This window comes from Streptococcus sp. cx1, assembly GCF_052384325.1.
GTDB lineage: Bacteria > Bacillota > Bacilli > Lactobacillales > Streptococcaceae > Streptococcus > Streptococcus salivarius_G.
The window spans coordinates 16223-39370 of the sequence record NZ_JBQSUN010000001.1; the positions used below are offsets into that span (position 1 = coordinate 16223).

Annotated in this window: 21 protein-coding genes, 1 pseudogene and 1 other annotated feature; of the genes and pseudogenes, 18 read left to right on the forward strand and 4 right to left on the reverse strand. The window is 41.0% G+C overall.

Annotation, left to right across the window (positions count from 1 at the left end):
* The first annotated feature begins 56 nt into the window (after positions 1–56).
* From ACT170_RS00120 to ACT170_RS00130, 3 genes are read left to right on the forward strand one after another with little or no spacing between them, the layout of a single operon-like run.
* Positions 57–1427: an acetyl-CoA carboxylase biotin carboxylase subunit gene (locus ACT170_RS00120; RefSeq protein ID WP_002885488.1), complete on the forward strand. Its 1371-nt coding sequence runs from the start codon at positions 57–59 to the stop codon at positions 1425–1427.
* Positions 1428–1432: 5 nt separating this feature from the next.
* On the forward strand, positions 1433–2299 hold the full coding sequence (gene accD, locus ACT170_RS00125) for an acetyl-CoA carboxylase, carboxyltransferase subunit beta (protein ID WP_048790246.1): 867 nt from the start codon (positions 1433–1435) through the stop codon (positions 2297–2299).
* Positions 2296–3066 (forward strand): acetyl-CoA carboxylase carboxyl transferase subunit alpha, encoded by a 771-nt coding sequence (locus ACT170_RS00130; RefSeq protein WP_002886662.1) that lies wholly within the window; start codon positions 2296–2298, stop codon positions 3064–3066. Before accD ends, ACT170_RS00130 begins: the two co-directional genes overlap by 4 nt.
* A 29-nt stretch (positions 3067–3095) precedes the next feature.
* Here ACT170_RS00130 and ACT170_RS00135 read toward each other — a convergent pair whose 3' ends face one another.
* Positions 3096–3578 (reverse strand): S-ribosylhomocysteine lyase, encoded by a 483-nt coding sequence (locus ACT170_RS00135; RefSeq protein WP_002885585.1) that lies wholly within the window; start codon positions 3576–3578, stop codon positions 3096–3098.
* Positions 3579–3721: 143 nt separating this feature from the next.
* Between ACT170_RS00135 and ACT170_RS00140 the strand changes: the two genes are divergently transcribed.
* The 4 genes from ACT170_RS00140 (at position 3722) to ACT170_RS00155 (ending at position 9169) form a co-directional block, all read left to right on the forward strand.
* Complete coding sequence (locus ACT170_RS00140; protein WP_002885478.1) at positions 3722–5329, forward strand: ribonuclease Y; 1608 nt, start codon at positions 3722–3724, stop codon at positions 5327–5329.
* Positions 5330–5541: 212 nt separating this feature from the next.
* Positions 5542–6288 carry a DeoR/GlpR family DNA-binding transcription regulator gene (locus tag ACT170_RS00145; protein ID WP_014633945.1) on the forward strand — a complete coding sequence of 249 codons (747 nt, stop codon included), beginning with the start codon at positions 5542–5544 and terminating at the stop codon, positions 6286–6288.
* On the forward strand, positions 6285–7196 hold the full coding sequence (gene pfkB, locus ACT170_RS00150) for a 1-phosphofructokinase (protein WP_002885581.1): 912 nt from the start codon (positions 6285–6287) through the stop codon (positions 7194–7196). The genes ACT170_RS00145 and pfkB overlap by 4 nt, the downstream gene beginning before the upstream one ends.
* Positions 7193–9169 carry a PTS fructose transporter subunit IIABC gene (locus ACT170_RS00155; protein ID WP_048790245.1) on the forward strand — a complete coding sequence of 659 codons (1977 nt, stop codon included), beginning with the start codon at positions 7193–7195 and terminating at the stop codon, positions 9167–9169. The genes pfkB and ACT170_RS00155 overlap by 4 nt, the downstream gene beginning before the upstream one ends.
* 80 nt (positions 9170–9249) lie before the next feature.
* Here the strand turns inward: ACT170_RS00155 and ACT170_RS00160 are convergent.
* Positions 9250–10499 (reverse strand): annotated as a pseudogene (locus ACT170_RS00160) (ISL3 family transposase).
* A gap of 236 nt (positions 10500–10735) precedes the next feature.
* On the opposite strand from ACT170_RS00160, the gene gorA reads away from it, so the two are divergent.
* Positions 10736–12088, forward strand: a complete 1353-nt coding sequence (gorA, locus tag ACT170_RS00165; protein ID WP_022496024.1) for a glutathione-disulfide reductase — start codon at positions 10736–10738, stop codon at positions 12086–12088.
* Positions 12089–12300: 212 nt separating this feature from the next.
* Here gorA and ACT170_RS00170 read toward each other — a convergent pair whose 3' ends face one another.
* The gene (locus ACT170_RS00170; RefSeq protein WP_156685173.1) at positions 12301–13557 is read right to left on the reverse strand and encodes a bifunctional folylpolyglutamate synthase/dihydrofolate synthase; all 1257 of its coding nucleotides are present in this window, start codon (positions 13555–13557) and stop codon (positions 12301–12303) included.
* Between the two features lie 44 nt (positions 13558–13601).
* A complete protein-coding gene (locus ACT170_RS00175; protein ID WP_022496261.1) occupies positions 13602–14063 on the reverse strand; it encodes a DUF6556 family protein in 462 nt (153 codons plus the stop codon).
* 108 nt (positions 14064–14171) lie between these two features.
* Here ACT170_RS00175 and ACT170_RS00180 point away from each other — a divergent pair, with 108 nt between their 5' ends.
* From ACT170_RS00180 to ACT170_RS00225, 10 genes are all read left to right on the forward strand, one after another.
* On the forward strand, positions 14172–15317 hold the full coding sequence (locus ACT170_RS00180; RefSeq protein ID WP_444817873.1) for a cysteine desulfurase family protein: 1146 nt from the start codon (positions 14172–14174) through the stop codon (positions 15315–15317).
* A 54-nt stretch (positions 15318–15371) separates the two neighbouring features.
* Positions 15372–16595 carry a tRNA uracil 4-sulfurtransferase ThiI gene (thiI, locus tag ACT170_RS00185; protein WP_014633950.1) on the forward strand — a complete coding sequence of 408 codons (1224 nt, stop codon included), beginning with the start codon at positions 15372–15374 and terminating at the stop codon, positions 16593–16595.
* A 105-nt stretch (positions 16596–16700) separates the two neighbouring features.
* Positions 16701–18212, forward strand: coding sequence for an accessory Sec system glycosyltransferase GtfA (gtfA, locus tag ACT170_RS00190; protein WP_175061060.1), 1512 nt, complete (start codon positions 16701–16703; stop codon positions 18210–18212).
* Positions 18205–19524 carry an accessory Sec system glycosylation chaperone GtfB gene (gene gtfB / locus ACT170_RS00195; RefSeq protein ID WP_002885503.1) on the forward strand — a complete coding sequence of 440 codons (1320 nt, stop codon included), beginning with the start codon at positions 18205–18207 and terminating at the stop codon, positions 19522–19524. The genes gtfA and gtfB overlap by 8 nt, the downstream gene beginning before the upstream one ends.
* A 4-nt stretch (positions 19525–19528) precedes the next feature.
* Positions 19529–20065, forward strand: a complete 537-nt coding sequence (locus ACT170_RS00200) for a GNAT family N-acetyltransferase (RefSeq protein ID WP_048790147.1) — start codon at positions 19529–19531, stop codon at positions 20063–20065.
* Between the two features lie 112 nt (positions 20066–20177).
* Positions 20178–20252: a sequence feature (ribosomal protein L21 leader region), on the forward strand.
* A gap of 40 nt (positions 20253–20292) precedes the next feature.
* Positions 20293–20607, forward strand: a complete 315-nt coding sequence (gene rplU, locus ACT170_RS00205; protein WP_002885597.1) for a 50S ribosomal protein L21 — start codon at positions 20293–20295, stop codon at positions 20605–20607.
* 35 nt (positions 20608–20642) lie between these two features.
* A complete protein-coding gene (rpmA, locus tag ACT170_RS00210) occupies positions 20643–20933 on the forward strand; it encodes a 50S ribosomal protein L27 (RefSeq protein ID WP_002885483.1) in 291 nt (96 codons plus the stop codon).
* Positions 20934–20990: 57 nt separating this feature from the next.
* Complete coding sequence (locus tag ACT170_RS00215; protein WP_014633953.1) at positions 20991–21686, forward strand: GNAT family N-acetyltransferase; 696 nt, start codon at positions 20991–20993, stop codon at positions 21684–21686.
* A gap of 199 nt (positions 21687–21885) precedes the next feature.
* A complete protein-coding gene (locus tag ACT170_RS00220; protein ID WP_002885550.1) occupies positions 21886–22260 on the forward strand; it encodes a DUF1149 family protein in 375 nt (124 codons plus the stop codon).
* 1 nt (position 22261) lies between these two features.
* Positions 22262–23104 (forward strand): DegV family protein, encoded by an 843-nt coding sequence (locus ACT170_RS00225; protein WP_410532611.1) that lies wholly within the window; start codon positions 22262–22264, stop codon positions 23102–23104.
* The last annotated feature ends 44 nt before the right edge of the window (positions 23105–23148 follow it).

Consider the following 23148-nt stretch of genomic DNA (forward strand, 5'->3'; position numbering starts at 1 on the left):
ACATAGAAAGGAAATCAACACAGACTATCAAAAAATGTCTGATGTTATCTTGTTTTATGTTTAAAAAATTATTGATTGCCAATCGTGGTGAAATTGCAGTGCGTATTATCCGTGCAGCGCGTGAATTGGGTATCCAAACGGTTGCTATTTATTCTGAAGCAGATAAGGATTCTCTCCATACTATGCTCGCTGATGAAGCTATTTGTATCGGGCCTGCAAAATCAACGGATTCTTATTTGAATATGAATCGTGTCCTATCAGCTGCTATTGTGACTGAGGCTCAAGCTATTCACCCAGGGTTTGGTTTCTTGAGTGAAAACTCTAAATTTGCCACTCTCTGTGAAGAAATGAACATCAAGTTTATTGGTCCTTCAGGCGAAGTCATGGACAAGATGGGTGACAAAATCAATGCCCGTGCTGAAATGATTAAGGCTAATGTCCCTGTAATTCCTGGTTCAGATGGTGAAGTCTTTACAGCTGAGGAGGCTTTGGAAGTTGCCAACCGTCTTGGTTATCCAGTAATGCTTAAGGCTTCTGCTGGTGGTGGCGGTAAGGGGATTCGTAAGGTTAACACTGAAGAAGAGTTAGCACCTGCCTTCGAATCTGCGTCACAAGAAGCTAAAGCAGCCTTTGGTAATGGGGCAATGTATATTGAAAAAGTTATTTACCCAGCTCGTCATATCGAGGTTCAAATTTTGGGAGATAGCTACGGTAACATTGTTCACCTAGGTGAGCGTGATTGCTCTCTTCAACGTAATAACCAAAAGGTCTTGGAAGAATCACCTTCAGTTGCTATTGGTAAGACTCTTCGTCACGAAATTGGTTCAGCGGCCGTCCGTGCTGCTAAGGCTGTTAATTATGAAAATGCGGGTACTATCGAGTTTCTTCTTGATGAAAAAACAGGTCAGTTCTACTTCATGGAAATGAATACCCGTGTTCAAGTTGAGCACCCAGTTACAGAATTTGTAAGTGGTGTGGATATTGTTAAAGAACAAATCCGTATTGCCGCAGGTGAAAAACTCTCTGTGACCCAAGATGATATTGAAATCAAGGGACATGCTATTGAGTGTCGTATCAATGCAGAAAATCCTAAGTTCAACTTTGCACCTAGTCCAGGGAAAATTAGCAATCTCTACCTACCTAGTGGTGGCGTTGGTCTCCGTGTAGACAGTGCAGTTTATCCTGGCTATACTATTCCACCTTACTATGATTCAATGATTGCTAAAATCATTGTTCATGGAGAGAATCGATTTGAGGCACTCATGAAGATGCAACGTGCTCTTTATGAGCTAGAAATCGATGGTGTTGTGACTAATGCTGACTTCCAGTTGGATTTGATTTCAGATCGTAGCGTTATCGCTGGGGATTATGATACTTCCTTCTTGATGGAGACCTTCCTACCAGATTATCAGAATCGTGAGGAATAAAGTTTATGGGATTATTTGATCGAAAAGAAAAGTATATCCGTATCAATCCTAACCGTTCTGTACGTAATGGGGTTGATCACCAAGTGCCAGAAGTTCCAGATGAACTTTTTGCCAAATGTCCTGGTTGTAAACAAGCTATTTATCAAAAGGACTTGGGACAAGCTAAAATCTGTCCAAATTGTTCTTATACCTTCCGTATTTCCGCTAAAGAACGTCTCGATTTAACGGTTGATGAGGGTTCATTCCAAGAACTTTTTACTGGTATTAAAACTGAAAATCCATTGAATTTCCCAGGTTATATGGAGAAATTAGCAGCGACTAAGGAAAAAACAGGTCTTGATGAAGCTGTTGTAACCGGTGTTGCAAGTATCAAGGGGCAAAAAACAGCCTTGGCCATTATGGATTCTAACTTTATCATGGCTTCAATGGGAACTGTTGTTGGTGAGAAAATCACTAAACTCTTTGAACATGCGATTGAGGAAAAACTTCCAGTTGTTATTTTTACAGCATCTGGTGGGGCCCGTATGCAAGAAGGAATCATGAGTTTGATGCAAATGGCTAAGATTTCAGCTGCTGTAAAACGTCATTCGAATGCTGGCTTGTTGTATTTGACTGTATTGACAGATCCAACAACTGGTGGGGTTACAGCAAGTTTCGCCATGGAAGGTGATATCATCTTAGCTGAGCCACAAACCTTGATTGGTTTTGCAGGTCGTCGTGTCATTGAAAACACAGTTCGCGAAACTTTGCCAGATGATTTTCAAAAGGCTGAGTTCCTTCAAGAACATGGTTTTGTTGATGCCATTGTTAAACGTACAGAGTTGGCTGATACCATTGCCACACTCTTATCATTCCATGGAGGTGTTCAATGAGCGACGTAGCACGTATTTTAAAAGAAGCGCGTGACCAAGGCCGTTTAACTGCTTTGGACTTTGCCCAAGGAATCTTCGATGACTTTATCGAACTTCATGGCGATCGTAATTTCCGTGACGATGGTGCCATTATTGGTGGTATTGGTCGTTTAAATGGCCAAGCGGTTACTGTAGTGGGTATCCAAAAAGGTAGAAACCTACAAGATAACCTCAACCGTAACTTTGGCCAACCTCATCCAGAGGGTTATCGTAAGGCTCTTCGCCTCATGAAACAGGCTGAAAAGTTTGGTCGTCCAGTCGTTACATTTATCAATACTGCAGGTGCTTATCCTGGTGTTGGGGCAGAAGAACGCGGACAAGGTGAGGCAATTGCGCGTAACCTTATGGAAATGAGCGACCTTAAGGTGCCAATTATTGCCATTATCATTGGTGAAGGTGGTTCGGGAGGAGCTCTTGCCTTGGCAGTAGCCGATAAGGTTTGGATGCTTGAAAATACCATCTATTCTATCTTGAGTCCTGAAGGATTTGCAACTATCCTCTGGAAAGATGGCTCACGTTCAGAAGAGGCGGCAGAGTTGATGAAGATTACATCAGGCGAGTTGCTTAACATGGGAATCGTTGATAAGGTTATCCCAGAACGTGGTTACTTTACAAGTGAAATTATTGAAGCAATTAAGACAGCAATTGTAGATGAGTTGGCAGAATTAAGCCAATTATCAACAGAAGACTTACTTGAAGCGCGTTATCAACGTTTTAGAAAATATTAAAAAACATTGGGATTTACCCCAATGTTTTTTTATACGGTATGGCGTTCGAAGGCTTGGTCTGAGATACCTTGTTCAAGGATAAGTTTAGCCCATTCCTTAGCTGAATGAAGACTGTGATCCTTGTAGTTACCACAAGATTCAATGGTTGTCCCTGGAACATCTTCCCATGTAATCTCGTTAGCGATAGCTTCAAGACTAGATTTGATAACTTTGGCAATTTCTGTAGGATCTTGTTTACCCCACATAATCATATGGAAACCTGTACGGCAACCAAATGGTGAGCAATCAATAAGGCCATCTATACGTTGACGGATCAGTTTAGCGAGTAGGTGTTCGATAGTATGAAGACCACCTGTATCAATACTGTTTTCATTGGGTTGGATCAAACGGATATCAAAGTTTGTGATGATATCTCCTTTAGGTCCAACTTCCTCTGAAATAAGACGGACATAAGGTGCTTTTACAATAGTGTGATCAAGTTCAAAACTTTCAACAGTAACGTCTTTTGGCATGGTAATACCTCCCTATTCTAATAGAGTTATGATACCACAAAATCAGTTTAAAGTTCTAGTATTTATTTGAGGAATCGCTGTAAATATGATACACTAGAAGACGGTTTTCTTTATGGAAACCTTAGAAAAGTTGAGGTAAAGACATGATAAACATGATAATTTTAGTTGTCTTTGCACTCATTGGTTTAGTCGTTGGATATTTAGCAATTTCTATTAAACTTAGCAAAGCTAAGGAGCAAGCAGAAACTACCTTGCTAAAGGCAGAACAAGACGCTGTGAACCTTCGCAGTCAGGCGGAACATGATGCAGATCATCTGCGTGTGACTGCTGAACGCGAAAGTAAGGCTCAACGTAAAGAGTTCTTGTTAGAAGCAAAAGAGGAAGCTAGAAAATATCGAGAAGATATTGAAAAAGAATTCAAATCTGAACGTCAAGAGCTTAAACAAATGGAAAATCGTTTAACAGAACGTGCAACCAGCCTTGATCGTAAGGATGAAAATCTATCAAGTAAAGAACTTGCCCTCGAGAAGAAAGAGCAGAGTCTTGCTGACAAATCTAAACATCTTAATGAGCGTGAAGAGAATGTGACTCAGTTAGAGGCTGAGAAGCAAGCTGAACTTGAACGTGTTGGTCAGATGACCATTGCAGAGGCGCGTGAGGTAATCTTAACGGAGACTGAGAATAATCTGACTCATGAGATTGCAACACGTATCAAAGATGCGGAAGCACAGGTTAAAGATACTGTTGATAAGAAAGCCAAAAACGTGTTGGCTCAAGCTATGCAACGCTTGGCTGGAGATTATGTTACTGAACAAACAGTAACTACTGTTCACCTTCCAGATGACAATATGAAAGGTCGTATCATTGGACGTGAGGGGCGTAACATCCGTACGCTTGAAAGTCTAACAGGTATTGACGTTATTATTGACGATACTCCAGAAGTGGTTGTCCTTTCTGGTTTCGATCCCGTTCGTCGTGAAATTGCACGTATGACTCTCGAAGCCTTGATTAAGGATGGACGCATCCATCCAGCTCGTATTGAAGAGTTGGTTGAGAAGAGCCGTCAGGAAATGGATAACCGTATCCGTGAATATGGTGAAGAGGCAGCCTACGAAATTGGCGCTATGAATCTTCACCCTGATTTGATCAAGATTATGGGACGCTTGCAGTTCCGTACGTCGTATGGTCAAAACGTACTTCGTCACTCAGTTGAAGTTGGTAAACTAGCAGGTATCATGGCTGGTGAATTGGGTGAGAATGTTGCCCTCGCTCGTCGTGCTGGTTTCCTTCACGATATGGGGAAAGCCATTGACAAAGAAGTCGAAGGTAGTCACGTAGAGATTGGTGCTGAGTTTGCACGTAAGTACAAAGAACATCCAGTTGTGGTTAACGCTATTGCCAGCCACCATGGCGATGTAGAACCTGAGAGCGTCATTGCAGTTATTGTAGCTGCAGCAGATGCTTTGAGTTCGGCTCGTCCAGGGGCTCGTAATGAATCTGTTGAGAATTACGTCAAACGCCTTCGTGATTTGGAAGAAATTGCATCAAGCTTTGACGGTGTTCAAACAAGCTTCGCCCTTCAAGCTGGTCGTGAGATTCGTATTATGGTTCATCCAAACAAAATCTCAGATGATGAAGTTACAATCTTGTCTCACAAGGTACGTGAACAAATCGAGAAGAACTTGGATTACCCAGGAAATATTAAGGTTACAGTCATTCGTGAATTCCGTGCAGTTGACTATGCCAAATAAGATAAGAGAGCCGCAAGGCTTTTTTATTTTGCACTTGATACTGAAAGGTTGTATTCTTTTTGAAAATGTAAGAACTTTCTTATCAAATTGCGTCATTTTGGTAGATTAGTATTTTATAATGAAATATTTTGATTTTTTTTGACTGATTTTAGTTGACAGTTATTAAAAATTGAGTATAATAGATTTTGTAAACGATTACAGAAGGAGAGATTATGCTAAAGTCTGAACGTAAGCAGATTATCTTGTCTCAGTTGAAACAAGATGGTTTTGTCACTTTGGAAAACCTAACTGTTTTGTTAAGTGATACTTCCGAGTCGACGATTCGTCGTGACTTGGACGAGTTAGCGGCAGATGGCCAACTTAAACGTGTTCATGGTGGTGCTGAAAGCATTCATGGTCTAAAGGAAGAAATTGCCAATAGTCAAAAAGCTATTAGAAACGTTCAAGAAAAGGCTCAGTTAGCTGGTTATGCTGCCGATTTGATTAAGGAAGGTGATGTCGTCTTTCTTGAGGCTAGTACAACAAATGAACTTTTGATTCCACATTTGGCCAATCGTCAGGTAACGGTTGTGACTAATTCTATCCATCATGCGGTTAAGCTGGTAGATCTTGGTGTTAGCACTAGGATTGTTGGAGGAAAGGTTAAACATTCAACGGATGCGTCTATTGGAAGTACTGCTCAAGAGCAAATCAGACAACTGAATTTTGATTGTGCTTTCATTGGTGCTAATGGCGTTGATGCTCATTATTTCACCACACCAGACATGGAAGAGGCAGTTATCAAACGGACGGTTATAGCTAATGCGCAAAAAGCCTATGTTCTAGCTGATGCCTCTAAACTTGGTCAGATTACCTATGCTAAGGTAGCTGAGGTTGAAAAAGTAACCATAATTACAAATGCTTCGGAAGAAGAGCTCCTAAAAGAATTAAAAGAGAAAACGAGGGTTATTGAAGTATGATTTATACTGTAACGCTGAATCCATCAATCGACTTCATTGTTCGTATCGATAAAGTAGAGATTGGTGAAGTTAACCGTATGGAGAGTGATGATAAGTTCGCTGGCGGTAAGGGTATTAATGTTAGTCGTATTTTGCAACGCTTAGGTGTTGATAATACTGCAACGGGCTTCATCGGTGGTTTTACAGGACGTTTTGTGACAGATGGTTTGGATGCAGAGGGCATTAAAACCAAGTTTGTAGCAGTGGATCAAGACACACGTATTAATGTTAAAATCAAGGCTGACCAAGAAACTGAAATTAATGGTGCAGGACCTGTCATTAATGAGTATCAATTGGCTGAATTGGAAGCAGTTCTTTCAAGTGTAAGTGCCGATGATGTGGTTGTTTTTGCTGGATCAGCACCAAGCAATCTTGGAAATAAGGTCTATAACAAATTGATTCCACTAGTGCGTGAAACGGGTGCACAGGTTGTCTGTGACTTTGAAGGACAAACCTTGCTTGATTCCTTGGCTTATCAACCACTCTTGGTTAAACCAAATAATCATGAGTTAGAAGCTATTTTCAATGTCAAACTTAATGGTTTGGCTGATGTTGAAAAATATGCGCGTGAAATCCTTGCTAAGGGGGCACAGAACGTTATCATCTCAATGGCAGGTGATGGAGCGCTGCTTGTCACACCAGAGGCTGCTTATTTTGCCAAACCAATCAAGGGAACAGTTAAAAACTCTGTTGGTGCGGGTGACTCGATGGTTGCTGGTTTCACTGGTGAGTTTGTTAAATCTGGTGATCCGATTGAGGCTCTCAAGTGGGGAGTAGCGTGTGGAACATCTACAGCTTTCTCAGATGACTTAGCGACAATTGAATTTATTAAAGAAACATACAATAAAGTAGAGGTAGAAAAACTATGAAAATTCAGGATTTACTGAACAAAAAAGTAATGTTGCTTGACCTTCAAGCAACTACAAAAGAAGCTGCTATCGATGAAATGATTAACAGCTTGGTTGACAATGGTGTTGTGACTGACTTTGATGTTTTCAAAGCAGGTATTATGGCTCGTGAAGCACAAACATCAACTGGTTTGGGTGATGGAATCGCTATGCCACACAGCAAAAATGCTGCAGTAAAAGAAGCAACAGTACTTTTTGCTAAATCTAATAAAGGTGTAGATTACGAATCACTTGATGGTCAACCTACAGACCTCTTCTTTATGATTGCTGCTCCAGAGGGAGCAAATGACACTCACTTGGCAGCCCTCGCTGAGTTGTCAAAATACCTTATGCAAGATGGTTTTGCAGATCGTTTGCGTAAGGTGACTTCTCCAGATGAAGTGATTGCTGCTTTCAATACGGGTGAAGAAGAAGCACAAGCTGAGGAAGCTAAGAAAGCACAAGCTGTTAAAGAAGCAGCTTCAAGCGATAAACCACTTATCGTAGCCGTAACAGCTTGTACAACTGGTATTGCTCACACTTACATGGCTGAAGAATCACTAATTAAAACAGGTGAAGAAATGGGTGTCAATGTTCGTGTTGAAACTAACGGTGCTTCAGGTGTCGGAACACCATTGACTGCTGAAGAAATCAGTAAGGCTGTAGGTGTTATCGTAGCAGCAGACAAGGCAGTTGAAACAGCACGTTTCGATGGTAAAAAATTGCTTTCTAAACCAGTCGCTGCAGGTATTCGTCAACCTCAAGAGTTAATCCAAAACATCTTGGATGGTAAAGCTGAAATTTTCCATGCTGAAAATGCTGGATCTGCTCAAGAATCAAGTGAGAAATTGAGCCTTGGTGGTGCCTTCTATAAACACTTGATGAGTGGGGTATCACAAATGCTTCCATTCGTTATCGGTGGTGGTATCATGATTGCGCTTGCCTTCTTGCTTGACCAAATCATGGGTGTTCCTAAAGATCAATTGTCACAACTTGGTTCTTACCATGAAATTGCTGCTCAATTCAAGACAATTGGTGGCGCTGCCTTTGGCTTCATGCTTCCAGTACTTGCAGGTTACATTGCTTACTCTATCGCTGAAAAACCAGGTTTGGTATCAGGTTTCGTAGCTGGTGCTATTGCTTCAAGTGGTGCAGCCTTTGGTGGTGTTCCATTTGCTTCAGGTGGTAAAGCAACCCTTGCCCTTGCTGGCGTATCTTCAGGTTTCCTTGGAGCTCTTGTTGGTGGTTTCCTTGCAGGTGGTGTTATCCTTGTTCTTCGTAAACTCTTGGCAGGTATTCCACGTGCCCTTGAAGGAATTCGTTCTATCTTGCTCTTGCCACTTCTTGGTGTATTTGCTACTGGTTTCTTGATGTTGGCAGTAAATATCCCAATGGCAGCAATTAATACTGGTCTTAATAACTTCTTGTCAAGCTTGTCAGGAAGCTCAGCCGTACTACTTGGTCTCCTTGTTGGTGGTATGATGGCAGTGGATATGGGTGGACCAGTCAACAAAGCAGCTTATGTCTTTGGTACAGGTACTCTCGCAGCAACAGTAACTTCAGGTGGTTCAGTTGTTATGGCAGCAGTTATGGCGGCTGGTATGGTTCCTCCGTTGGCAGTATTTGTAGCAACACTCTTGTTTAAAGATAAATTTACTGAAGAAGAACGCAACTCTGGTTTGACAAACATTGTTATGGGACTTTCATTCATCACTGAAGGTGCGATCCCATTTGGTGCAGCTGACCCAGCACGCGCTATCCCAAGCTTTATCGTCGGTTCAGCTCTTACAGGTGCTCTTGTAGGTATGGCAGGAATCAAATTGATGGCACCACACGGAGGTATCTTCGTTATTGCCCTCACATCAAATGCCCTTCTCTACCTTCTCTTCATCTTGATTGGTGCTGTGGTATCAGGTATCCTCTTCGGATTCCTCCGTAAACCACTAGATAAATAAGATATGACAAAACAATCTCGTTGTGACGGGGTTGTTTTTTGGCTCTTTGTCAACTGTAGTGGGTGACGAAAAGCTAACATCTAGAGAGAACCTGATAGGTTTTCTCTTTTTGTATGTTCAGAGTGATGAAAACACGCTTCCTAAAGTTAATAAAGTTTCTAAAACCGAAGCCTAGACGTTTAATATCTTTGATAAGCTTATTGGTCCCCTCCAATTTTGCATTTGAGTAATGTGTTTCTAGTGCATTTTTGATGTATTGTTTATGTTTACGAAAAGTCCTAAAGACTGTTTTGAAGTAATGATTGACCTTGCTTATATTCTCCTCTATGAGTTCAAAAAACTCATTCCCCCTCTTCTCCTGAAAGTGAAAAAGCAAAAGCTGATAGAGGTTATAATAATTGGAGAGTTCTTCTGAGAAATTCAGTGTCTTCTCAACGACTTCATGTGGGCATAATGTTTGATGGAAGGTCTTTGAGTAAAAAGGGTTGAGAGATAACTTACGGCTGTCCTTTTGGAAGAGTCTCCAGTGATTTTTTAAAGCTCGATAAGGTAGTGACTTCTTATCAAACTGATTCATAATCGCAATTCTTGTCTTTAAAAAGGCTCGACCAAGGTGCTGGATAATGTGAAATCGATCAAGAACGATTTTGGCGTTAGGGAAGAGTTTGCGAGCCAGTGGCATATAGGCTCCTGACATGTCCATCGTGATAAACTGTACCTGTTGTCGGACTTTCAATGGATACTTCAAAAAATAGTTTCGTATAGTAGTTTGGCAGCGATTATCAAGGATGGTTATGAGTTTGTTGGTCTCATAGTTTTGAGCCACAAAAGCGAGTTCACCTTTCTTGAACCCAAACTCATCCCAGGACATAACAGCTGGGAGTTTGTCATAATGTTCCTTGAAAGTAAACTGGTCAAGTTTACGATAGACAGTGGACGTCGATACACGAAGTCTTCTGGCAATATCCGTTAGTGATACCTTCTCAGTTAGAAGTTGTGCAACCTTTTGTCGGATAAGGTTGGAGATTTGGTGGTTTTTCTCAACGATTGAGGTTTCAGCCACCGTTACTCTCTTACACACTTTACACTGGAAGCGACGTTTCTTCAGACGTAGTAGTGTTGGAGTTCCAGCTTGTTCAAGAAGAGGGATTTTAGAAGATTTTTGAAAGTCGTACTTGATCATCATTCCATGGCAATGAGGGCATGGTGGTGCAGAATAATCAAGTTTTGCATGAATCTCGATATGAGTATTAGTTTCCAAAACAAGAGAAATAATGATGTTAGGGTCTTTAATTCCGATTAATTCTGTGGTATTCTTAATAAGTCTCATAAGTTCTTCCTAATGATGGTTTGGTTGCTTTTCATTATAGTTCTTATGGGACTTTTTGTTTACACTCAAAAAGCTCTATAATCTCTACAGTGGTTTTACCCACTACAGAAATTATAGAGCCTGTTTTTTGTGTCGTAGCAGATTTTTGTCAGGGTACCTATTTTATGATAAAGTATAGGCAGAAATGGCTTATCTAGTAGCCAGTACGCTGTATAAAGAAACATAAGAGGTAAAATATGGTAAAAGAATACGATTATATTGTCATTGGTGGTGGTTCTGGTGGTATTGCCAGTGCCAATCGTGCTGCCATGCATGGTGCTAAGGTTATTCTCTTTGAAGGAAAAGAGGTCGGTGGTACCTGTGTCAATGTAGGTTGTGTGCCTAAAAAGGTCATGTGGTATGGTGCTCAGGTTGCTGAAACCCTTCACCGTTATGCAGGCGAGTACGGTTTTGATGTGACAATTAATAAGTTTGATTTTGCAACGCTTAAGGCCAATCGTCAGGCTTATATCGACCGTATCCATGGTTCTTATGAGCGTGGTTTTGATAGCAATGGCGTTGAACGTGTATACGAGTATGCAAGATTTGTTGACCCTCATACGGTTGAAGTAGCGGGTGAGCGTTATACAGCACCCCATATCCTTATTGCGACTGGTGGTCACGCCCTTTATCCAAACATTCCAGGTAGTGAATATGGGATTACCTCCGATGGTTTCTTTGAACTAGATGAGGTGCCAAAACGTACAGCTGTTATTGGTGCTGGCTACATCGCCGTTGAGGTTGCTGGTGTTCTCAATGCTCTTGGAAGTGATACACACCTCTTTGTGCGTAAAGATCGTCCATTGCGTACCTTTGATAAGGATATCGTTGATGTTTTAGTTGATGAAATGGCTAAATCTGGTCCGACCCTCCATACGCATGCTAATGTGACAGAGGTAGTGAAGAATGCAGATGATTCCTTAACCATTAGTTTTGATAATGGAGAAACGATTACTGTTGATTGCCTCATCTGGACTATTGGACGCGCAGCCAACACCTCTGGTTTTGGACTTGAAAAGACAGGTGTTAAACTGACTGAAAAAGGAACAATCTATTCGGATGAGTTTGAAAATACATCTGTTCCTGGAATCTATGCCCTTGGCGATGTAACTGGTAAACTTGATTTGACACCAGTTGCAGTCAAGGCTGGACGTCAATTGTCAGAGCGACTCTTCAACAATAAAGCTGATGCTAAGCTTGATTACACTGATGTAGCCACTGTGGTCTTTAGCCATCCAGTTATTGGTTCTGTTGGCTTGACTGAAGAAAAAGCAATCGCCAAATATGGTGAGGAGAATATTACGGTTTATAAATCTAGTTTCACTCCAATGTATACGGCCCTTGGAGAGAATCGTCAGCCTTCAACTATGAAATTAGTAACGCTTGGTGAGGATGAAAAAATCATTGGTCTTCACGGTATTGGCTATGGTGTTGATGAGATGATTCAAGGTTTCTCTGTGGCTATTAAGATGGGAGCAACTAAGGCTGATTTTGATAATACGGTTGCCATTCATCCAACAGGTTCAGAAGAATTTGTAACGATGCGATAGAAAAGTGAAGTCTGTTAACCGAGAGTTTCAGGCTTTTCTTTGTGTCTGAATGGGTTCAATTGAAACTATCCTTCTAACGGGTTCAGAAGAATTTATAACGATGAGATAGAAAAGTAAAGTCTGTTAACCGAGAGTTTCAGACTTTTCTTTGTGTTCAAATAGCAGCCTACACTTTGTGTAAAACTATAGACTGTCTAAATAAAAAAAGGCCTTCAGGCCTTTCTTTCGTTAATTAAGTAGTTTCTTACTTCTGAGATAAAGTAAAGAGATCCAGTGACAACAAATAGGTCATCAGAATTTGATGATTCAGCTTGTGCTAACCAGTCTCTATAGTCGGCTGCACGTTTGAAGTCTTTGGGATAGTCGTCCAAGGGCAGTGCCTCAAAAAAGTCAAAGCTGGTTACCGTTATATCATAATCTTTCAATTCCTCTAGTAAGTCTGCCAAAGGCTTTCGTCTAAGTCCTGCAAAGAGGATATGTACCCTACGATTAGCGAAGTTATCTTTTAGTACCTGCTTTAAGCTGGCAATTCCTTGAGGGTTATGGGCACCATCTAGATAAATGTTATTTCCTATCCACTCACTACGACCAGGCCAATGCGTCTCTTCAATCCCCTCTTGGATGCTCTTATCGGTAATCTTAGAAAATGTTTGAGCTAGGAGATGGGCAGCAGTGACAGCTAGCCCAGCATTGTTTTCTTGATGCTGCCCTAACATTGGAAGTTTAAGATTTGGACTTTCCCAATGGTCATAAGAAATTTGGATCGTTCGATTGTCTTTCGGAAGCAGCTGAATTTCCCTATCAATGATGGCTAAAGGAGCTTGTAGGTCATGTGATTTTTGGTCGAAGAAATGTTCAACTTCTGTAGAGACCCGACCAAGTAAGATGGGTGTATTTTCTCGCATGACGCCTGCCTTATGATTGGCAATGTCCAAAAGGCTATTGCCCAAGGTTTCAGTGTGATCAAAGCCAATCGAAGTACAGATGACAAGCTCTGGCGAAAGAACATTGGTCGAATCAAGTCGTCCACCAATTCCAGCTTCAATGATAGCCATATCAACCTGTTTAAGGTCGAAGTAGAGGAACATGAGTAAGGTGACCAACTCAAATTCCGTTGGTCTGCCAAAATTAGTGTGCTCTTCTAAATCGTTGAGAATAACCTGAGCTTTCGCGACAAGGCTAATCAAATCCTTATCAGGAATTTCTGTGCCGTTAATACTAATACGTTCGTTGAAGCGAGTAATATAAGGGGAGGTGAAAGTCCCGACCTGATAGCCTGACTTTGTTAGGATATTTTGTAGGTAGCTAGTTGTTGACCCCTTACCGTTGGTCCCGACAATATGTACCGTTGGATAGTGAGACTGGGGATCTCCAGCTTGTTTCAAGAGCCAACGCATACGTTCGAGTTGAGGGCGACGGCCATTGCCCTTGAAAGAATGGATAAAATTTAGAGTTTCTGTATAGTTCATAGGATTATAGAAAAAAGGCAGGGTTTCCTAGCCTTTTACATGTCTTAGTTAGAAGCGGCGTCACCAGTTGTTGCACCACCAGTAGTCGCATTGCCAGATGTTGTGTCTGCAGTAGCTGCTGATGAAGAGGTAGTCGTATTGCCACCCGTTGTTGTATCTGCAGATGACGAATAGGTATTAGTTCCTGCTTGGCTACTTGTTTCTGTTTCTGAATCAGTCGCATTGCCATAACTAGATGAGGCAGCACTTGATTCTTGAGTCTTATTATTGCCTTCTTTGATGACTACAGTTGATTGATTGGCTGATGAATCAGAAGTGTCCTTATTTTTAGAGGCTGTGAAATTCATGATAGTGATTGAAGCCACGATGATTGATAAAATTGTCCCGACGGCAGTAAGGACTTTTTGGAAGGCAGTGAAGCCTTTTGTAACGTGTTCAGTCACCTTTGGGGCAGATTTTTTTTCTTCTTTTGATGAATGATTACGGCGTGAGTAATTTTCAGACATGATGCTCTCCTTAAAAATATTTCGTACTTTCTATTATATGATTTTCTCGCAAAAATTGCTAAAAAAATTATGCTATAATAAATAGTAAATAAAAATCGAGGAAAAATCATGATTTATTTTGATAATTCGGCCACGACGGTGCCTTATCCAGAGGCACTTAGAACCTATCAAGAAGTGGCTACTAAAATTTTTGGGAACCCATCCAGCCTACACCAATTAGGAACATCTGCGACACGTATTTTGGAGGCTTCTCGTAAGCAAGTTGCGGAACTCATTGGAAAATCAGCCGATGAGATTTTCTTTACGTCTGGAGGAACCGAAGGTGATAACTGGGTCATCAAAGGTGTAGCTTTCGAAAAGGAGCCTTACGGCAATCACATCATTGTTTCTGATATTGAACACCCTGCGGTAAAAGAATCTGCCAAATGGCTTTCAGAACATGGTTTCGAGGTATCTTATGCACCAGTAAATGAGCAAGGGTTTGTGGATGTTGAAGCTCTTGCTGGATTATTACGCCCTGACACAATCTTGGTTTCGGTTATGGCTGTTAATAATGAAATCGGATCAATTCAACCTATTCAAGCCATCTCAGATCTCTTGGTTAATGAGCCTACCATATCTTTTCATGTGGATGCTGTCCAGGCTATTGGAAAGATTCCAGTATCGTCCTATTTAACTGACCGTGTAGATTTTGCGACTTTTTCTGGTCACAAGTTTCATGCTGTTCGTGGTGTCGGTTTTGTCTACAAAAAGGCAGGGAAAAAGATTACGCCACTCTTAACTGGTGGTGGCCAAGAAAAAGATTTTCGTTCAACGACTGAAAATGTTGCCGGCATTGCGAGTATGGCCAAGGCCTTGCGCTTGGTAACTGACAAAGAGGAATTTTCTCTTCCTAAAATTGCCAAGATGAAAAAGATTATCTTTGACGAATTGGCTAAGTACGAGGATATTACTATTTTCTCAGGTGAAGGTGAAGACTTTGCTCCCAATATTTTGACCTTTGGAATCAAGGGTGTTCGAGGTGAAGTTATTGTCCATGCTTTTGAAGAGCATCAAATCTATATTTCAACGACATCAGCATGTTCATCTAAGGCGGGTAAACCAGCGGGAACCCTTATTTCTATGGGTGTACCGACTAAGTTAGCTCAAACGGCCGTTCGTATCAGTCTTGATGATGACAATGATATGGGACAGGTGGAACAGTTCCTCACGATTTTCAAGCAGGTCTATGCCAAGACACAAAAAGTGAGATAGCAAGATTTAATCGATTAAACAATAAAACTAAATTCACATTTAAAAGGAAAAGGAATGACACTAACATATTCAGAAATTATGGTTCGCTATGGTGAATTGTCTACCAAGGGCAAGAACCGTATGCGCTTTATCAATAAACTTAGAAATAATATTAAAGATGTCCTATCCATCTATCCAGAAGTTAAAGTGACTTTTGATCGAGACCGTGGACATATCTATCTCAATGGTACAGACTACGAGCCAGTAGCAGAGTCTTTGAAGCAAATTTTTGGTATTCAAGCCTTTAGTCCTGTTTACAAGTTTGAAAAAGATGTCGAAGTCTTGAAAAAAGCTGTTCAAGATATTATGACTGGCCTCTATCGTGACGGTCTTACCTTTAAGGTAACTGCTAAACGTAGCGACCACGATTTTGTCCTTGACAGTCGTGAGCTCAATCTTACTTTAGGAAATGCAGTTTTTGATGTATTGCCTGACATTAAGGCTCAGATGAAGGGACCAGATGTCAACCTTAAGGTAGAAATTCGTGCTGAGGCGGCTTATATTTCTCACGAGGAAATCAAAGGAGCAGGCGGCCTACCTGTAGGTACTGCTGGTAAAGGAATGCTCATGCTTTCAGGTGGGATTGACTCACCAGTGGCAGGTTATCTTGCGCTTAAACGTGGTGTAGATATCGAAGCTGTCCACTTTGCAAGTCCTCCTTACACTAGTCCTGGAGCTCTTAAAAAGGCTCAAGATTTGACCCGTAAGTTGACTAAATTTGGAGGTAATATTCAGTTCATCGAAGTACCATTTACTGAAATTCAAGAGGAAATCAAAGAAAAAGCGCCTGAGGCTTATTTGATGACCTTGACACGTCGCTTTATGATGCGTATTACGGACCGCATTCGTGAAGAACGCCGAGGCCTTGTGATTATCAATGGTGAAAGTCTTGGTCAGGTTGCTAGTCAGACTATGGAGTCTATGCAGGCGATTAATGCTGTTACATGTACGCCAGTGATTCGCCCGGTTGTCACTATGGACAAGTTGGAAATCATTGATTTGGCACAAAAAATTGATACCTTTGACATTTCCATCCAACCTTTTGAGGATTGCTGTACCATCTTTGCACCTGACCGTCCAAAGACTAATCCAAAAATCAAAAATGTCGAACAATATGAACGTCGTATGGATGTTGACGCCTTGGTTGAACGTGCGGTTGCAGGAATCATGGTGACTGAAATCACACCTATTGAAGAGGCGCAAGACGAAGTGGATACACTTATCGAAGACTTGCTCTAATCTAGGAAGATATCGTACTAACATAGCAGTGCTTAGCTGCTACTAGAGTTAGGTATGTCGAAAAAGAAATGTCGATGTTGAACTTTTACCCAGAAAGGAAAATACATGACTGTTTATAACATCAATTTAGGAATCGGTTGGGCATCAAGTGGTGTTGAATACGCTCAGGCCTATCGTTCTACAATTTTCAAAAACACAGGTATTAAGGCCAAATTTGTCTTTATGGATATGTTCTTGCAGGACAATCTTTCTGATTTAACCCGTAACATGGGGTTTGCGGATGAAGACATCATCTGGCTCTACAGCTATTTTACAGACCTAAAAATTGCTCCAACGACCTATACTGTCAAGGATTTGGAAAAGGAAATTCCTTATGACATCACGCGTCGTGAGATTAATGGTAAAGTGGTTAAGCTCTTTTGTGCCAAGGAAGATATCTTCTATGCAGCCTACTTGCGTAAAGAAGGTGAAGATATTGTTCACCGTGTGGAAAAAGTATCGCGTGGTTGCTTAATCCGTAAAGATTTTTACTCTTACACTAAGATGTTCACAGAGTACTACACACCGGTAGACAATAAGGCTCACCTCTATCAACGTCGTTTCTTCAATGAGGATGGTAGTGTTGCCTATGATGAAATTGTTGATGGTAAGGATAGTGTCTTCCGTTTTCCAGATAAGATTTTGTCATCTAAGCATGAATTTATCGCCTACTTCATGTCTCAACTTGGTCTAACTGACCAGGATATCGTCATCTTGGACCGTGCAACTGGTACAGGGCAGGCCGTTTTCCGTAATGCCAAACCTGCTAAGCTTGGGGTTGTGGTTCATGCAGAGCACTTTAGTGAAAATGCTGTGACAGATAAGACTATTTTATGGAATAACTTCTACGAGTACCAATTCAGCAATGCGGATAAGGTTGATTTCTTTATCACAGCGACAGAGCGTCAACGTAGCATTATGCTAGATCAGTTCAATAAATACACACCGTTTACGCCTCATATCGTAACCATCCCTGTGGGAAGTGTGGATAAACTGAGAAAGCCTGAAGGAGAGCGTAAACCATTCTCTATCATCACAGCCTCACGTTTGGCCAATGAAAAACACGTGGACTGGTTGGCCAAGGCTGTCGTTAAGGCTAAAGAAAGTCTGCCACAAGTAAACTTTGATATCTATGGAACAGGTGCTGAAGAAGCCAAGCTTAAGACCATTATCGAGGAAAATCAAGCTCAGGATTATATCCACCTTAAAGGTCACCAAGACTTGACAGAAGTCTACAAGGACTACGAACTTTACCTATCAGGTTCTAAGAGTGAAGGGTTTGGCTTGACACTTCTAGAAGCCGTGGGATCGGGTCTCGGTATGATTGGTTTTGATGTTCGTTATGGGAACCAAACCTTTATCAAGGATAATGAAAATGGCTACCTCATTCCTCGTTTTGAAAAAGATGATGAGCCTGCTATCGTGGCTGCCTTGGCAGAGAAAATTGTAGCCTTCTTCAATCGCTCAGATTTGGAGCATGTTCATCAAGTTTCTTATGATATCGCCAAAGGCTTTTTGACAGAGGAAATCGAGCAGAAGTGGCTTAACTTAGTAAAGGAGATGACTAGTCATGATTAATTTATTTGAAAACTATAGTCAGGGTAGTTGGGATCTCCATTACTCACTGATTGTCGCTGGCTATGTAAATACAACAGTTTGTCTTTCAGATGATGGCTTTCTGCCTAGTGATGTGACCTCACCCTACCTTTATTTCACTGGTTTTGACAAGGTTCAAGGTTCTGCACTTTACTTTAATCAGGTCCCTGTGCCTGACTACTGGGAAATTATAGGAACGAATAGCAATGCGGAAATCTTCCGTTTTGATAAGAAACGTGGTCATATTCATTATGCGCATCCTGCTCACCAACGTCTGGTTAAAGCTGTTGACTGGTATGATGAGTCAGGACGCTTGCGCGTGACTGATCGCTACAATAACAAGGGTTACCGTTTCTCACAAACAACCTATAATGTTAAGCAAGAAGCGACCATTACGAGCTATTTCACTCCAGACAACAAGGAAGTTATCGTCATCAACCATTTGACTAAAGACGTTATCTTGAATTGGAAAGACAAGGTCTACATTTTCAAAAATAAATCTGAATTTGTAGTCTTCTATCTTAAAGAAGCTGGTTATGATTTGAGTCGTATTCTATACAACTCACTGGCGACACCTTTCTTGACAACTATGAATCTTCCAAATTCTGGTCAAGACGTTCTCTTCTGGCAAGAGCCTATCACTGATTCAGTTCCTGGAAATATGCGTCTGCTTCTTGAGAGCAACCATCGTCAGACTAAGATTGTTGTACAAGATTACACAGCTTATACGAATCTTCTAAAGTTGGTTAGTCCAGAGCAGGCTTCTCGCGTGGCCTTCCTTGGATTCATGTATCCATTTGCCCGTCAGAACAACTTCCAAAATCAAGCGCTTATCTTGACCAATTCAGACCAGATTGAACATTTGGAAAGCATTGTCAGTGAAGTACCTACCATGCACTATCATGTTGGAGCAATCACAGAAATGTCAAGTCGCTTGATGGATTTGGCTAAATATAGTAATGTTAGCCTCTACCCTAATATTACAACGGAGCAGGTTAAGCGCCTTTATAAAGAAGCTGATTTTTACTTGGATATTAACCATCAAAATGAAATCTTGTCAGCGACACGTGCTGCCTTTGAAAATAACTTGCTTATCCTTGCCTTTACGAACACTAGCCATGGTCCTGAGTATACCGCGCCAAGTAATATCTTCTCACCAATGAATGCTGGGCAATTTAAGCAAACACTTAAAGAAGCCTTGGGCAACCGTGACTTCCTCAGTCACTTGCTTGATCGCCAACGTGAGCATGCTCATGTAGCAACACCAGAAGATTATAAGAAGGTTATTGGTTAGGAAAATGACACTAGAGATTCGTAACATTTATCCTCTGACACCAACATTCAAGATGGTCGCTTCGCTTTATGAAGCGGCTTTTCCTGTGGAGGAGAGACTCCCACTTTGGCAATTGTCTTGGAACAGTTTGAAAAATGGACAATCTTTCTTGGCTTATTTTGATCAGGGAGTTTTTATTGGTTTTACCTATGTAATCTGTACTGATAACCTGGTCTACCTACTCTTTCTCGCGGTTAAAGAAAGTAAACAGTCTCAGGGATATGGCAGTCAGATTTTGGCACAAGTTAAGAAAAAAGCAGGGGTACGACCGTGTGTGCTTACGATTGAACCTATGGATGAGGAGCAAGTCTCTAATCGGGCTCAACGTTTAAAACGTTTAGCATTTTATGAACGAAATGGCTATCAGGCATTGAATCACTTCTATTTTGAAGGAAGTGAACGCTATCAAATTTTGACAACGGATAAGAGCCTTTCCTTAGTTGGTCTGGAGCGGGCTCTAGCTAAGACTTTTCTAGGAAGATATGGAATAAGAGTTGATTAGGGTAATCGTTACTTTGATAAATTTCAATGAGCAGAATAAGAATAATCAAAATAACTTTTTCTCTTGTCATTAGAGGGAAAAAATGATAGAATTGTAACGTTGACTAAATGCACGTCCTGTGCAACCGCACGACTACTGTTTGCAAGTGGGTTCGTCCCCGCAGTACTAGGCGAGTCTTCACAGAGGGAAACCTCAGACACATTAAAAATTTTAATAGGAGGTGCATCATGAGCACATACGCAATCATCAAAACTGGTGGAAAACAAGTTAAAGTTGAAGTAGGTCAAGCGATCTACGTTGAAAAAATCAACGCTGAAGCTGGATCAGAAGTAACTTTTAACGAAGTTGTTCTTGTCGGTGGTGATAAAACTGTAGTAGGTACTCCAGTTGTTGAGGGAGCTACTGTTGTCGGAACTATCGAAAAACAAGGTAAACAAAAGAAAGTTGTTACTTTCAAATACAAACCTAAAAAAGGTAGCCACCGTAAACAAGGTCACCGTCAACCTTATACAAAAGTTGTTATCAACGCTATCAACGCGTAAGTTAGCGACTAATCACTAAGAAAGGACACAATCTTATGTTGAAAACTCTTGAAAACTTGCAACTTTTCGCCCACAAAAAAGGTGGGGGTTCTACTTCCAATGGTCGTGATTCACAAGCTAAACGTCTTGGTGCTAAAGCAGCTGATGGACAAACTGTATCAGGTGGATCAATCCTTTACCGTCAACGCGGTACACACATCTACCCAGGTGTAAACGTAGGCCGTGGTGGTGATGATACACTCTTCGCTAAAGTTGAAGGTGTTGTACGTTTCGAACGTAAAGGTCGCGACAAAAAACAAGTATCTGTATACCCAGTTGCTAAATAATTAAGCTAAAGTCTGCACTTTTGTGTAGGCTTTTCTTTATGAAAAAAGGAGAATCCTATGCCTTTAAATCACTACCAACAAGAAGTAGGGCCAAGTCTAGCAGATGCCAGTCCAGGTAAAATGCCAGATGTTGCTCTATTAGAAGGTCGTTATTGTAGCGTTGAACATTTGACGGTTGCAGAGCATTATAAGGACATTTTAGACTTTTACTTTACTAATCAGATTCTTTCTGATTGGACCTATATGTATGCCGATCCATTTGAATCTGAAGAAGCTGTACGTCAGTGTTTGGAGGATTATGAGCAATCCGATAACCCTTATTTCTTTGCCATCAGGGATAAGGCTTCAGGTAAGGTTCTGGGAACCTTTTCACTTATGGCTATTACACCAAAAAATCGTAGTGTTGAGATGGGACGAGTGATTTTAGCACCTGCTTTACAAAAGACTCGAGCAGCTACAGAAGCTCAATACCTGCTTATGAAATATGTCTTTGAAGATCTTAACTATCGTCGTTATGAGTGGAAATGTGATAGTCTCAACCGTCCTTCTGCCAATGCTGCCATGCGTTTAGGGTTCACCTATGAGGGGCGTTTTCGTAACCATGCTATCTATAAGGGACGTAGCCGTGATACGGACTGGTTCTCGATTATTGATAGTGAGTGGCCGGCACTTAAGAAACGATTTGAGAATTGGCTAGCTCCTGAGAATTTTGATGAAAAGGGACAGCAGAAATGTTCTTTGAGGGATTGTTAGCTGGCAATATAAGGGTTCTCTTCTGATGAAGGAGCCTTATTTTAGTAGTCCTAGTCCTAAATCAAAGCTCCTACTTTTCTAGTGATTATTGTTGCTGTCAAAATCAGTCTAAATACTCATTTTTCTGTCAATAATATTCCCATAATAAAGCATATTTATGCTATAATAAAGAGTAATTGTATCAAGGAGAATATGACTAATGGATTTAATTCGCGAAAAAGTATTTGTTAACCGTTACCACTATGATGTTCGTAACCATGAGTGGGAAAAAGAGAATGGTGTGCCTAAAACAAATGTTGAAGTAACTTTCCAGTTGCACAATAAAGATGAAGAAGCTAACAATACGTCTGTTGTAGCTGTTTTGCAATTTATGATTGTCCGTGATGAGTTTGTTATCTCAGGGATTGTTTCTCAAATGGACCATATTCAAAACCGTATCGTCAATGAACCAAAAGACTTCTCACAAGAAGAAGCAGAAGCCTTGGCTGCACCGCTCTTGGATACGCTTCAACGTTTGACTTATGAAGTAACTGAAATTGCCTTGGATCGCCCAGGTATCAACTTGGAGTTCTAAGATGTCTCTTGCAGTTATTACGGATTCATCGGTTAATCTCCCTGCTGAGATTCAGGGCCATGCTGATGTTTATGTTTTAGATATTCCAGTCATCATTGAGGGGCAGCCTTTTGTTGAAGGAAAAAACTTGGATGTCAATCAGTTTTATGAACAAATGGCAAACTCTGAGGAACTGCTCAAGACGTCGCAACCTAATCTAGCTGACTTGGATAACTTGCTTATGGAGTTGGAGGCGGAAGGTTATACCCATGTCATTGGGCTTTTCCTTTCTTCAGGAATCTCTGGTTTTTGGGCCAATAGTCAGTTTTTGATTGAGGACCATGCCAAGTTGAAGATTGCTTTTCCTGATACAAAAATCACAGCAGCTCCTATGGGAGCTATGGTGAGAAACGTTTTGCATTGGTCAGCCCAAGGAATGTCTTTTGAGAACATTTTGAAGAAGCTTGAGGAGCAAGTTGACCAAACGACGGCTTATATTCTTGTGGATGATCTTAATCATCTGGTTAAGGGTGGCCGTTTGTCGAATGGTTCGGCGATTTTAGGAAATCTTTTGTCTATCAAACCTATTTTGAATTTTAATGACGAAGGAAAAATCGTTGTTTTTGAAAAGGTGCGTACAGAGAAGAAAGCTGTGAAACGTTTGGTTGCCCTAGCTGAGGAAAATCGTGAAATGGAACTTAGTATCCTTCACACCAATGCTCCTGAAAAAGCTGAAGATTTTAAAAAGCAGCTAGAAGCACAGGGAATTAGCGTTTCAACAGTGGTATCCTTATGTGCTGTAATTGCGACACACTTGGGTGAAGGAGCACTAGTACTAGGTATAACACCTAAATTTACCAAATAAGTACTATCCATCTGGAATGGGGTTTGTCTATGATTAAAATCAAT

Excerpts from the sequence above, each read along its gene's own strand:
- ACT170_RS00220 (WP_002885550.1), top strand. The coding sequence starts at position 21,886 with ATGGATTTAATTCGCGAAAAAGTATTTGTTAACCGTTACCACTATGAT.
- ACT170_RS00140 (WP_002885478.1), top strand. The coding sequence starts at position 3,722 with ATGATAAACATGATAATTTTAGTTGTCTTTGCACTCATTGGTTTAGTC.
- accD (WP_048790246.1), top strand. The coding sequence starts at position 1,433 with ATGGGATTATTTGATCGAAAAGAAAAGTATATCCGTATCAATCCTAAC.
- gtfB (WP_002885503.1), top strand. The coding sequence starts at position 18,205 with ATGATTAATTTATTTGAAAACTATAGTCAGGGTAGTTGGGATCTCCAT.
- gorA (WP_022496024.1), top strand. The coding sequence starts at position 10,736 with ATGGTAAAAGAATACGATTATATTGTCATTGGTGGTGGTTCTGGTGGT.
- ACT170_RS00135 (WP_002885585.1), bottom strand. The coding sequence starts at position 3,578 with ATGCCAAAAGACGTTACTGTTGAAAGTTTTGAACTTGATCACACTATT.
- thiI (WP_014633950.1), top strand. The coding sequence starts at position 15,372 with ATGACACTAACATATTCAGAAATTATGGTTCGCTATGGTGAATTGTCT.
- ACT170_RS00120 (WP_002885488.1), top strand. The coding sequence starts at position 57 with ATGTTTAAAAAATTATTGATTGCCAATCGTGGTGAAATTGCAGTGCGT.
- ACT170_RS00155 (WP_048790245.1), top strand. The coding sequence starts at position 7,193 with ATGAAAATTCAGGATTTACTGAACAAAAAAGTAATGTTGCTTGACCTT.
- ACT170_RS00180 (WP_444817873.1), top strand. The coding sequence starts at position 14,172 with ATGATTTATTTTGATAATTCGGCCACGACGGTGCCTTATCCAGAGGCA.
- ACT170_RS00175 (WP_022496261.1), bottom strand. The coding sequence starts at position 14,063 with ATGTCTGAAAATTACTCACGCCGTAATCATTCATCAAAAGAAGAAAAA.
- ACT170_RS00130 (WP_002886662.1), top strand. The coding sequence starts at position 2,296 with ATGAGCGACGTAGCACGTATTTTAAAAGAAGCGCGTGACCAAGGCCGT.
- rplU (WP_002885597.1), top strand. The coding sequence starts at position 20,293 with ATGAGCACATACGCAATCATCAAAACTGGTGGAAAACAAGTTAAAGTT.
- pfkB (WP_002885581.1), top strand. The coding sequence starts at position 6,285 with ATGATTTATACTGTAACGCTGAATCCATCAATCGACTTCATTGTTCGT.
- ACT170_RS00145 (WP_014633945.1), top strand. The coding sequence starts at position 5,542 with ATGCTAAAGTCTGAACGTAAGCAGATTATCTTGTCTCAGTTGAAACAA.
- ACT170_RS00170 (WP_156685173.1), bottom strand. The coding sequence starts at position 13,557 with ATGAACTATACAGAAACTCTAAATTTTATCCATTCTTTCAAGGGCAAT.
- gtfA (WP_175061060.1), top strand. The coding sequence starts at position 16,701 with ATGACTGTTTATAACATCAATTTAGGAATCGGTTGGGCATCAAGTGGT.
- ACT170_RS00200 (WP_048790147.1), top strand. The coding sequence starts at position 19,529 with ATGACACTAGAGATTCGTAACATTTATCCTCTGACACCAACATTCAAG.
- ACT170_RS00225 (WP_410532611.1), top strand. The coding sequence starts at position 22,262 with ATGTCTCTTGCAGTTATTACGGATTCATCGGTTAATCTCCCTGCTGAG.
- ACT170_RS00215 (WP_014633953.1), top strand. The coding sequence starts at position 20,991 with ATGCCTTTAAATCACTACCAACAAGAAGTAGGGCCAAGTCTAGCAGAT.
- rpmA (WP_002885483.1), top strand. The coding sequence starts at position 20,643 with ATGTTGAAAACTCTTGAAAACTTGCAACTTTTCGCCCACAAAAAAGGT.